Below are 11,563 nucleotides of genomic sequence, written 5' to 3' on the forward strand. Positions count from 1 at the left end.
GGGCCTCAGTCTTTGGCCACCTGCAGCACCAGTTTGCCGAAGTTCTCGCCGTTGAAAAGTTTGAGCAGTGTTTCCGGGAAAGTGTCCAGTCCCTCGACGATGTCTTCCTTGCTTTTCATGGTGCCGGCCTTGAGGTAACCCGCCATCTCAGCCACACCGACGTGGTAGCGGTCGGCGTAATCGAATACCACGATGCCTTCCATGCGGGCGCGATTGACCAGCAGCGATAAATAATTGGCGGGGCCCTTCACGGGCGTGGTGTTGTTGTACTGGCTGATGGCGCCGCAGATGATGATGCGGGCGCCGCGCGCCAGCCGCGCCAGCACCATGTCCAGGATCTCGCCGCCCACGTTGTCGAAGTAGATGTCGATGCCCTTGGGGCAATGTTCCTTCAATCCGGCACGCACGTCGCCGTTCTTGTAGTCGATGCAGGCGTCAAAGCCCAGTTCCTTGACCACCCAGTCGCACTTGGCCTTGCCCCCGGCAATGCCCACCACCCGGCAACCCTTGAGCTTGGCAATCTGGCCCACTGTCTGGCCCACGGCGCCGGCCGCGCCGGAAACCACGACGGTTTCGCCGGCCTTGGGCAGGCCGACTTCCAGCAGGCCGAAGTAACCCGTCATGCCGGGCAGGCCCAGCACATTGAGCCAGGATGTCAGGCCCAGGCGCGGGTCGATCTTGAACATGCCGCTGCGCTTGACCTGGTCGGCCGGGATCAGGCAGTACTCCTGCACGTCGAGAGCGGCGTTCACGTAGTCCCCCACGGCAAAGGCCGGGTTTTGTGAGGCGATCACTTTGCCTACACCGCCGGCGCGCATCACGGCGCCGATTTCCACCGGCGGGATGTAGCTCTTGGCGTCGTTCATCCAGCCGCGCATGGCCGGGTCCAGCGACAGGTACAGGGTTTTGACGAGTACGCCGCCCGGGCCGGGTTCGGCGACCGGCTCGGTGGTGAAGCTCCAGTTGTCACGGGTGGGCAGGCCGACGGGACGGCTTGCCAGGCGAATCTGGTGGTTGGCTAGGGTGGCGATGGCGCTCATGGGTGTCTCCGGGAGTGGCGAATGCAAAAAGGCAATGGTAGTGGCGGACTGCCCGCGCGTCAGTCGCCCACGCGATTGCCCTGCCACTGATGGTCGCTTAACCAGCTCAGCTTGAAGCCACACGAAGTGCGCTACGGCGGGGATGTATCTAACCCAGCCGGGGCCGCGGAACCGGCTTTGCCGGGCCGCAGGCGCAGCGCCCCCTCGGGGGGCAGGGGGTGACACGAAGTGCGCGACCGTGGGGGCCATCGTTTATGCTTTAGAGATGAAACTCCACAACTATTTCCGCTCTTCTTCGTCGTTTCGTGTACGTATTGCGATGGAGATCAAGGGTCTGAGCTACGACTACATTCCCGTGCACATCGCCAAAGGCGAGCACAAGCAGCCGTCTTACGCCGCCCTGGCCGCCGACACCCTGGTGCCGCTGCTCGAAGTCGACGGTGAAAAACTTTCGCAGTCCATGGCCATCATCGAATACCTCGATGAAAAACACCCCACACCGGCCCTGTTGCCCGCCGACGCGGTGGGCCGCGCCAAGGTGCGCGCGCTGGCCCAGTCCATCGCCTGCGAAATCCACCCCATCAACAACCTGCGCGTCCTGAAATACCTGGTCAAGGAACTCAAGCTCGACGAAGCTGCAAAGAACGCCTGGTATGTGCACTGGTGCCGCGAAGGCCTGGAGGCCTTTGAACGCCAGCTGGCGCAATTGCCGGCATCGACCTATTGCTATGGCGATACACCAACACTGGCTGATTGCTGCCTGGTGCCGCAGATATTCAATGCCAAACGCTTTAACGTGAGTTTTGACAGACTGCCTCGCACCATGGCCGCGTTCGACGCCTGTATGGCGCTGCCGGCCTTCCAGAAGGCCCAGCCTTCGGCCTGCCCCGACAACGAAGCCTGAGAATGTGGCCCCCACGCTCCCCACTTCGTGTGGTTCACGAGGCCTTGCAGGCCGCGGCTTGCGAGACGCTACGCCTCTGTCGCCTGTCCAAACCTGCTCAAGCAGGTTTGGAGCCGCAGGCTCCAGCCCCTCAGGGGCCAATTTTCCTAAGGGCGGCCCGTCGGAAAATTACCGGTGCCTGCTTTGCATACTGATTGGCTGATTCCCGACTGGCCAGCACCTGCCGGCGTGCGCGCGGTGTTCACCACACGTGCCGGGGGCGTGTCGCCCGTTCCCTATGACAGCCTGAACCTGGGTGACCACGTCGGCGACCAGCCGGCCAATGTTGCGGCGAACCGTGACGTGTTGCGGCGGGCAATGGGCAGTCACCCGGTGTTCCTTCAGCAGGTGCATGGCAGCGAAGTGTTGGTGTTGAGCGCCGATGCCGCCGACGGCCAGACAGCCGATGCCTGCGTGACGGATCAGGCGGGACTTGCCTGCACCATCATGGTGGCCGATTGCCTGCCGGTGCTGCTGGCCAGCGAAGACGGCGCTGTGGTGGCCGCAGCGCATGCGGGCTGGCGTGGGCTGGCAGGAAGTCCGACGAGTCCGCACGGTGTACTTGAGGCAGTTTATGAGTCATTTCGGGCTCTGGCCCAACAAAAACAAGCGCAAGCAGCTATCAAAACAATAGCATGGCTCGGTCCGTGCATCGGGCCTGCAGCGTTCGAAGTCGGCGCTGAAGTCAAGGCCGCGTTCGAAACCGTTCAGCCTGACGCCGGCTGCTGCTTTACGCCGTGCGGCAGCGATAAATACCTTGCCGACTTGCCGGCGCTGGCCCGGTTGCGCCTCATGGCGCTGGGGATTACACAGGTGTACGGCAATGACGGCAGCAATGCCTGGTGCACCGTGGGCAATCCGTCAAGGTTCTTTTCCCACCGACGGGATGCCGGCGTCACTGGTAATGGGTTTGGCACCACGGGGCGCATGGCCGCCTGTATCTGGCGCGTGTGACGGTGAGGATTTGTCTGGGGCTGCGTCCACGCCTGCAGTTTGCTGCAGGCGCTCTGCTGCAGCGCGTTTCTTGATCGCCTTGCTGCGGGCAGGTGCACCCATCAGGTAAACCACCAATGCCACAGGACCCAGTCCATAGAGTACAAAGGTGACCAGTGCCCCCAGAAGTGTGCCGTTGCTGTTGGTGGCTTCGGCAACACTCATCATGAGCACAACGTAAATCCAGGCGATGACAATCAAATACATAAATACGTAGAACTCCGCGGCCCTGGTGAGCAATTTGTAATGCAAATCCTACGATACTGTTGGTGTGCTCAAAAGAGTCACCAGGACTCAACATGGATCGGGGAGACAAGATGAATTTTGACGCAAAGCAGGCCGAAACGGCCCGGCAGATGCAAGAGACCTTTGCGGCAGGCCTGCAGCAGGCCATGAGTGTCATGGCAAACGCCGGATCAGGCGCCGGCTTCAATACTGGTGCAAACAACGGATTCGCACCAATGAGTGCATTCAGCCCAGGCCAAACCCCAGCGGCACTCCAGTTCGATCCGGCCAGGCTCCAGGAATTGCAGCAGCGCTATATCGCAGACGCCTCAGCCCTGTGGAACCAGGGGTTGCAGGAGGGCGCCGATACGCTGGTGTCGTCTGACCGCAGGTTTTCAAGCGCGGCCTGGAAGACCAACCCCGTCTCGAAATTTTCGGCTTCCACCTATCTGCTGAACGCCCGCACCCTCATGGCCCTGGCCGACGCCGTCGAAGGCGACGCAAAGACCCGCGCACGCGTGCGCTTCGCGGTCGAGCAATGGATGGCGGCCACGGCGCCTAGCAATTTCCTGGCGCTCAATGCCGAGGCGCAGCAAAAAGCCATCGAGAGCCAGGGCGAAAGCATCGCCCAGGGTCTCACCAACCTGCTGCATGATCTGAAGCAGGGCCACGTGTCCATGACCGACGAGCGTGTGTTCGAGGTCGGTAAAAACGTCGCCACCACCGAAGGCGCGGTGGTGTTTGAAAATGAATTCTTTCAACTGCTGGAATACAAGCCCCTGACAGCAAAGGTGTACGAAAAGCCTTTCCTGCTGATCCCGCCATGCATCAACAAGTTCTACATCCTTGACCTGCAACCCGAAAACTCGCTGATCCGCTATGCCGTCAGCCAGGGGCACCGCACCTTTGTGGTGAGCTGGCGCAACCCCGATGAGTCGATGGCAAAAAAAACGTGGGACGACTACATCGAGCACGCCGCCATCAAGGCCATTGACGTGGTGCAGGAGATCACCGGCGCAAAGACCCTGAACGCACTGGGTTTTTGCGTGGGCGGCACCATCCTCGGAACAGCGCTGTCCGTGCTGGCCGCACAGGGTAAAAAGCCGGTGGCCAGTGCAACGCTACTCACCTCGTTTCTTGATTTCACCGACACCGGCATCCTTGATATCTTCATCGACGAAACCTCGGTCAAGTACCGCGAGGCCGAGATGGGGGAGGGCGGCTTGCTCAAGGGTCAGGACCTGGCTTCCACTTTCAGCTTCCTGCGTCCGAATGACCTGGTCTGGAATTACGTGGTCGGCAATTACCTGAAGGGCGAAACACCGCCTCCTTTTGACCTGCTGTACTGGAACAGCGACTCCACCAACCTGCCGGGCCCGTTTTACGCCTGGTACCTGCGCAATACCTATTTCGAGAACAATCTCATCAAGCCGGGCAAGACCGTGGTGTGCGGCCAGAAAGTAGACTTGCGCAAGGTCGACATTCCTGTGTACATCTACGGCTCGCGTGAAGACCACATCGTGCCGATTGGCGGCGCTTATGCCTCCACACAGCATTTGCCTGGAAAAAAGCGGTTTGTCATGGGTGCTTCCGGCCATATTGCGGGTGTGATCAATCCACCGGCCAAGAAAAAACGAAGCTACTGGACCCGGGACAAACTGCCTCAGGGGAAATTTCCCGAGACGCAAGCCGGCTGGCTCGAGGGCGCGACAGAACACCCCGGCAGCTGGTGGACCGACTGGTCCGGATGGCTCCAGGGCCATGCTGGCAAGCAAATTGCTGCACCGAAAACCTATGGCAGCCGCAAGTACAAAGTCATTGAGGCTGCGCCGGGCCGCTATGTCAAGGCAAAAGCCTGACACAGCAACCCGCGCCTCGCCAAACCGCATTCATAAAAACGCATTCATAAACGCATCCTAAAACTTCAAAAGGGACACATCATGGAAGACATCGTTATCGTTGCTGCCGGCCGCACCGGCGTCGGTAAATTCGGCGGCTCGCTCGCCAAAATACCCGCAACCGAACTCGGCGCAGCCGTCATCAAGGGTGTGCTGGAGCGTTCCGGCCTCAATGCCGACCAGCTCGGCGAGGTCATCATGGGTCAGGTATTGACGGCCGGCGTCGGCCAGAACCCGGCGCGCCAGTCGGTCATCAAGGCAGGCTTTCCCAACGGCATTCCGGGCCTGACCATCAATGCGGTTTGCGGCTCCGGCCTCAAAGCCGTCATGCTCGCGGCGCAGGCTGTGGCCACGGGTGACAGCGAAATCGTCATTGCCGGCGGCCAGGAAAACATGAGCGCCGCGCCGCACGTACTCAACGGTTCGCGCGACGGCCAGCGCATGGGCGACTGGAAGATGATCGACTCCATGATCGTCGACGGCCTGTGGGATGTCTACAACCAGTACCACATGGGCATTACCGCAGAGAACGTGGCAAAAAAATACGAGATCAATCGGGAAGCGCAGGACGCCTTGGCCCTGGGCAGCCAGACCAAGGCTGCGGCCGCGCAGGACGCCGGCAAGTTCAAGGATGAAATCATCCCCATCACCATTCCGCAGAAAAAAGGTGATCCGGTGATATTTGCCGCGGACGAATTCATCAACCGCAAAACCAGCGCCGAAGGCCTGGCGGGCCTGCGCCCGGCGTTTGACAAGGCCGGTGGTGTGACGGCCGGCAATGCCTCGGGCCTGAACGACGGCGCTGCCGCGGTGATGGTCATGACGGCCAAAAAGGCCGCCGCCCTGGGTCTCAAGCCATTGGCGCGCATCGCCAGCTACGCAACCACCGGCCTCGACCCGGCCTACATGGGCATGGGCCCGGTCCCCGCATCGACCAAGGCACTGCAGCGCGCAGGCTGGAAGGCCCAGGACCTCGACCTGCTCGAAATCAACGAAGCTTTTGCCGCCCAGGCCTGCGCGGTCAACAAGGAAATGGGTTGGGACACTAGCAAGGTCAACGTCAACGGCGGCGCCATCGCGATCGGCCACCCGATCGGCGCGTCCGGCTGCCGCATCCTGGTGACGCTGTTGCACGAAATGGCGCGGCGCGATGCGAAAAAAGGCATTGCCAGCCTCTGCATCGGCGGCGGCATGGGGGTTGCCCTCACACTGGAACGCTGAATATAAGGTAAAAGAGGCTGAGACTGGCTTGCACCGTGCGCAAGCAGCTATTAAATCGATAGCGAATCACGGTGGGCCGTTCGGCAGGGAAGTCACCAGGTAACGGTTTCAGATAATTCACAAAATCAAGGAGAGCGAAATGGCAAAGAAAGTAGCGTATGTCACGGGCGGTATGGGCGGCATTGGAACTGCCATCTGCCAACGACTGGACAAGGACGGGTTCACGGTGATCGCCGGTTGCGGCCCCACGCGCGACTTCACCAAATGGCTCGACGAGCAAAAAGCCCTGGGCCATACTTTTTATGCTTCCGTGGGCAACGTCGGCGACTGGGATTCCACCGTCACGGCCTTTGACAAGGTCAAGGCCGAGCATGGCCCCGTGGCTGTGCTGGTCAACAACGCCGGCATCACGCGCGACGGCCAGTTCCGCAAGATGAGCAAGGCCGATTGGGATGCCGTGATCTCCACCAACCTCAACAGCATGTTCAATGTGACCAAACAGGTCATCGAGGGCATGATTGAAGCGGGTTTCGGGCGCATCATCAACATCTCGTCGGTCAACGGCCAGAAGGGCCAGTTCGGCCAGGTGAACTATTCCACGGCCAAGGCCGGCCTGCACGGCTTCACGATGGCGCTGGCGCAAGAGGTCGCGGCCAAGGGCGTGACGGTCAACACGGTAAGCCCCGGCTATATCGGCACCGACATGGTCAAAGCCATACGCCCTGACGTGCTGGAGAAAATCGTCGCAGGCGTGCCCGCCAAACGGCTCGGCCAGCCCGAGGAGATCGCCTCCATCATTTCGTGGATCGCGTCCGATGAAGGCGGCTATGCGACCGGCGCCGACTTCTCGCTCAATGGCGGCCTGCACATGGGTTGATTGCCCTCACCGGCCCGTGGCTGAAAACCCGCTACGGCGGGTTTTTTTGTGCCCGGCTGTTTGTCGCAAACAACCTGCAAAGCCGTCAAACGCGTGGGGACTTCGCAATGGGTCACTTCAATCGTCTGTAGTAAATTAAACAGACACGTTCGACGGGACAGCCCGCACACCGGGCTGTGTCGCAGGCCTTCCCTGGAGTCCGAACGACTCTTAACCGCTTTTCGCTTTCGAGAAGGAATCCTCCTGCATGCCCCATAGCGTTTCATTGATCAGCACGATTGCCGCCGGCCTGGGCCTGGCCCTGATTTTTGGTTTTCTTGCCGTGCGGCTGCGCTTGCCCGCGCTGGTGGGCTACCTGCTCGCGGGTGTGATCATCGGGCCGTTCACTCCCGGCTTTGTAGCGGATGCGGAGATCGCGAGCCAGCTCGCTGAAATCGGGGTGATGCTGCTGATGTTCGGAGTCGGGCTTCATTTCTCGCTGGACGACCTGCTGGCGGTGCGCAAGATTGCGGTGCCTGGCGCCATCGTGCAGATGACGGTCGCCACCGCGCTCGGCATGGGCCTCGCGCACTGGTGGGGCTGGAATCTCGGGGGAGCGCTGGTGTTCGGCCTGTCGCTGTCCGTCGCCAGTACCGTGGTGCTGCTTCGGGCCCTTGAAAGCCGCGGCATCCTCGACTCGGTCAATGGGCGGATTGCCGTGGGTTGGCTGGTCGTGGAGGACCTGGCCATGGTGCTGGTGCTCGTGCTGCTTCCGCCGCTGGGCGGCTGGCTGTCGGGCAAGGTCGATGCCGATGTCAATGCGCTGTGGAAAACACTGGGCATTACGCTGCTGCAAGTGGGCGGTTTTGTGGCGCTGATGCTGGTGGTGGGGCGCCGCTTCTTTCCCTGGGTGCTGTGGCAGGTGCAGCGCACCGGTTCGCGCGAGCTGTTCACGCTGTGCGTGGTGGCCGCCGCAGTGAGCATCGCTTTCGGCGCGACGGCGCTGTTCGGCGTGTCTTTCGCCCTGGGTGCTTTCTTCGCCGGCATGGTGATGCGCGAATCCGAGTTCAGCCACCGGGCGGCCGAAGAGTCGCTGCCTTTGCGCGACGCTTTCGCCGTGCTGTTTTTCGTATCGGTGGGCATGCTGTTCGACCCCTGGGTATTGCTGGAGCGGCCACTGCAGGTGCTGGCCGTGGTGGGCATCATCATCGTCGGCAAGACATTGGCGGCCGGCTTGCTGGTGATGGCATTTCGCTATCCGCTGAACACCGCGCTCACCGTCTCGGCCAGTCTCGCGCAGATCGGGGAGTTCTCTTTCATCCTGGTGGGCCTGGGTGCGTCGTTGGGCCTGCTGCCCCCTGAAGGGCAAAGCCTTGTGCTGGCGGGTGCGCTGATCTCGATTGCTCTAAACCAGTTGGTCTTCAAGGCAGTTGAACCCTTGCAGCAATGGATCCTGGCAAAGTCACCTCTGGCGCGCAAGCTGGAGGCCCGCGATGACCCGACGGCCGAGTTGCCGGCCACGACCGACCAGAAGTATTTGTCGAACCATGTGGTGCTGGTGGGCTACGGACGGGTAGGGCGGCGCATTGCCGATGCACTGAAGGCCCATCACATTCCGTTTGTGGTGGCAGAGCAGAATCGCGAGGCAGTGGAACGGCTTCGGGAGCAGGGTATTGCGGCCGTGTCTGGCGATGCGGTGGAGGCGGAAGTTCTGGTTCAGGCCCACATTGCGCAGGCGCGCATGCTCGTGATTGCGACACCCGACACGCTGGACGTCAGGCGTATGGTCGCCACTGCGCGTTCACTGAATCCAGCCATCGAAACCGTGGTGCGCACCCACAACGAGGCCGAGGCGCGCCTGCTCGACAACGAGAAGGCCGGCAAGGTCTTCCTCGGTGAGCAGGAGCTGGCACAGTCCATGGCGCGCCATGTGCTGGAGCGCGCCGGCGCGTCAACCGCAGCGCATTAGGCGCCTGCTCTGGCCCGCAACACGGCGGAGCGCACAAGCGCAAGCCTGTCGTTGCCGAAATACATGTCGTCGCCCACAAAGAAGGTAGGTGAACCGAACGCACCGCGCCGGATCGCTTCGTCGGTGTTGCTTTTGAGTTGATCCTTGATGTCGGGCCTTGCGATGCCAGCCAGAAACGCTGCGGGATCAATGCCAACTTGCCGGCAAATCGCGGCCAGCACGTCATCCTGCGAGATATCTTCTTCACGTGTGAAATAGGCTGCGAAGGTGGCTTCGATAAATTCAAGGTAGTGCGGCTCGGCCGTGGCATCCTGTGCAATCCACAGGCAGCCGCGCATGGCCTTGACACTGTTGACCGGAAATACCTTGGGTGGAAATGCAATCTTCAGGCCCGCTTGGCGTGCGTTGTCCTGCACGTCCTTGAGCGTATAGCGGTTCTTCGGTGAATTCATGTCTTCCCGCGCGGCATAAATGCCTTTGTTGACGCTGTTGAAGATGCCTCCTACCAGCACCGGCCGCCAGCGAATGGCTTCCCCTAACTCGGCTGCCAGCGGCTGGATGTTGCGAAAAGCGATGTAGGTCCAGGGGCTGGAGCAGTCGAAGAAGAATTCAATCATGGGTATCCCGGTTTTTGAGGAAGGAAAAGGGGGTCAGGAAACCTTGTGCGCGCCGTCCCGTACGCTTTGCGCTGTCTGGCCAAACAGGGCCTTGCGCGCCTCATCGGTCAGCGCCGGTGCGCGCAGTTCCTTGCCCAGGTTCAGCCCGCGTTTGACGGCAGGCCTTTCAAACAGGGCGTCGTACCAGCGTTGTACATGGGGAAATTTTTGCAAGTCAACCTGCTGAGCCTTGTGTGTACGCACCCAGGGAAAGATGGCCATGTCGGCGATGGAGTAAGCAGCACCCGCCACATGCGCACCGGTTCGTGCCAGTTGCGCATCGAGCACGCCGTAAAGGCGGTCCACTTCCTTGCTGTAGCGCTCGATCGCATAGGGGATTTTGTCCGGCGCATACAAAAGAAAATGCCCGTTTTGCCCCGCCATGGGACCGAGCCCACCCATCTGCCACATCAGCCACTGCATAGCCTGGTAGCGCTCGCGAAGTTCGGTCGCGGCAGGCAGAAAGCGGCCAGTCTTTTCGGCCAGGTACATGAGGATGGCGCCGCTTTCAAATACCGCCAGAGGCGTGCCGCCGCCGGCGGGTGCGTTATCAACGATGGCCGGCATGCGGTTGTTGGGGCTGATCGCGAGAAATTCCGGCGTGAACTGCTCACCCTTGCCGATGTTCACCGGGATCAGCTGGTAAGGCAGGCCGCATTCTTCCAGCATGATGGAAATCTTCCAGCCGTTGGGTGTGGGCCAGTAGTGCAGGTCAATCATGGGAAATCCTCGAGGTTCTTGAACTTGTTGAGCGCTAGATCAATGGCGCCAGCTGTGGATGGTCGGCGGCGATTTTCCGGGCTTCGTTGCCGCCCGGCTCCATCATCCGGAAATCAGAAAAATCAAAGCCCGGACCCACCATGCAGGCCACGAGGGTGTAGCCCGCTACCGCATTCGCCCGCGGCCTGGCCGCCTGCCACAGGCCGGCAGCCACAATGTGTTGAGGGGTGGTTGTCGTGCTGACGGGGCCCAGTGCCGTGCCGCGCAGGCGGTTGTCCGCCGCGTTCCATGTCCAGAGATCGAGCGGTGCGCCCTCCAGATGTACCCACACCTCGTCGGAAAGAACGCAGTGCCAGCGTGAGTGCTGTGTGGCGTCAAGCAAAAAGTAAATCGAGGTCAGGGCATTGCGAGCCGGTCTTCCGTCTTGCGGCGCCACTTGTTGTGTGGAGCGAAACACTTCGCAGTACCAGCCGCCTTCCGGATGCGGCTGCAGCCGCAGCTGTTCAATGAGCTGGCGGGCGCGGGGCGTCGTAGTGGGCAGGTCTGGAGTGTGACTGGACTGGGGCATGAGGCGCAGTGTGCCTTAAACCCGGGCTGGCTTTCAACCTGCCCCGATTGTCCTTGGGCACCTGCGGGACAGGCGTTACTCCAGGTCCTCGATCGCCAGGCTGTGGTACTTCTGTGCATAGGAAAAAGGCACCGTGCGCACGACTTCCATGATGCGCTCCGTGGCGTCCTTGGACGGCACCGGAATCATCAGCGCGTGGTGGCCTTCCCTCGCGAGGTCCACGTACTTGTGGACCGTCGCGCCCTCGGTGCCTACACGCGGCAGGTTCACGTCCGAATGGCCATCCGCCTTGCCGATGTCTTCGAGGATGTCTTCCGGTGTCAGCAGCATGATGCCGTTGCTGGCCATTTCCAGTTCATGGGCCACGTGCCTGGCGTCTTCAAGATTCGGGAACATGATGAACGCGTAGCCGGTGGGATAAAACACACCACCCATACTGAGCATTTTTTTGGTCAGTTCGAAGTTCTTCATGGC

General features: G+C 61.1%; 11 protein-coding genes. 6 read left to right on the forward strand and 5 right to left on the reverse strand.

What is annotated here, in order from left to right:
- Window positions 1-5: 5 nt before the first annotated feature.
- Window positions 6-1,040, reverse strand: a complete 1,035-nt coding sequence (locus AC1DWQ_RS07615; protein ID WP_477669105.1) for an NADP-dependent oxidoreductase — start codon at window positions 1,038-1,040, stop codon at window positions 6-8.
- Between the two features lie 265 nt (window positions 1,041-1,305).
- Between AC1DWQ_RS07615 and maiA the strand changes: the two genes are divergently transcribed.
- The 6 genes from maiA (at window position 1,306) to AC1DWQ_RS07645 (ending at window position 9,145) form a co-directional block, all read left to right on the forward strand.
- Window positions 1,306-1,944 (forward strand): maleylacetoacetate isomerase, encoded by a 639-nt coding sequence (maiA, locus tag AC1DWQ_RS07620; RefSeq protein ID WP_477669106.1) that lies wholly within the window; start codon window positions 1,306-1,308, stop codon window positions 1,942-1,944.
- A 183-nt stretch (window positions 1,945-2,127) separates the two neighbouring features.
- Entirely contained in the window at window positions 2,128-2,937 is an 810-nt protein-coding gene (gene pgeF / locus AC1DWQ_RS07625) for a peptidoglycan editing factor PgeF (protein ID WP_477669107.1), read from the forward strand.
- Between the two features lie 356 nt (window positions 2,938-3,293).
- Complete coding sequence (phaC, locus tag AC1DWQ_RS07630) at window positions 3,294-5,060, forward strand: class I poly(R)-hydroxyalkanoic acid synthase (protein WP_477669108.1); 1,767 nt, start codon at window positions 3,294-3,296, stop codon at window positions 5,058-5,060.
- An 81-nt stretch (window positions 5,061-5,141) separates the two neighbouring features.
- On the forward strand, window positions 5,142-6,320 hold the full coding sequence (locus AC1DWQ_RS07635) for an acetyl-CoA C-acetyltransferase (RefSeq protein ID WP_477669109.1): 1,179 nt from the start codon (window positions 5,142-5,144) through the stop codon (window positions 6,318-6,320).
- 139 nt (window positions 6,321-6,459) lie between these two features.
- Complete coding sequence (gene phbB / locus AC1DWQ_RS07640; RefSeq protein ID WP_457280389.1) at window positions 6,460-7,197, forward strand: acetoacetyl-CoA reductase; 738 nt, start codon at window positions 6,460-6,462, stop codon at window positions 7,195-7,197.
- Window positions 7,198-7,444: 247 nt separating this feature from the next.
- The gene (locus AC1DWQ_RS07645) at window positions 7,445-9,145 is read left to right on the forward strand and encodes a cation:proton antiporter domain-containing protein (RefSeq protein WP_477669110.1); all 1,701 of its coding nucleotides are present in this window, start codon (window positions 7,445-7,447) and stop codon (window positions 9,143-9,145) included.
- On the opposite strand, the gene AC1DWQ_RS07650 is transcribed toward AC1DWQ_RS07645, so the two are convergent.
- The 4 genes from AC1DWQ_RS07650 to AC1DWQ_RS07665 form a co-directional block, all read right to left on the reverse strand.
- Entirely contained in the window at window positions 9,142-9,762 is a 621-nt protein-coding gene (locus AC1DWQ_RS07650) for a DsbA family protein (protein WP_477669111.1), read from the reverse strand. The two genes, AC1DWQ_RS07645 and AC1DWQ_RS07650, sit on opposite strands and share 4 nt — an antisense overlap.
- Window positions 9,763-9,795: 33 nt before the next feature.
- Window positions 9,796-10,521 carry a glutathione binding-like protein gene (locus tag AC1DWQ_RS07655; RefSeq protein WP_477669112.1) on the reverse strand — a complete coding sequence of 242 codons (726 nt, stop codon included), beginning with the start codon at window positions 10,519-10,521 and terminating at the stop codon, window positions 9,796-9,798.
- Window positions 10,522-10,555: 34 nt separating this feature from the next.
- The gene (locus AC1DWQ_RS07660; RefSeq protein WP_477669113.1) at window positions 10,556-11,089 is read right to left on the reverse strand and encodes a cupin domain-containing protein; all 534 of its coding nucleotides are present in this window, start codon (window positions 11,087-11,089) and stop codon (window positions 10,556-10,558) included.
- A 75-nt stretch (window positions 11,090-11,164) separates the two neighbouring features.
- The gene (locus tag AC1DWQ_RS07665; RefSeq protein WP_477646486.1) at window positions 11,165-11,560 is read right to left on the reverse strand and encodes an RNA-binding protein; all 396 of its coding nucleotides are present in this window, start codon (window positions 11,558-11,560) and stop codon (window positions 11,165-11,167) included.
- Window positions 11,561-11,563 lie beyond the last annotated feature (3 nt).

The sequence above is a fragment of the Polaromonas sp. P2_G11 genome, assembly GCF_056403595.1.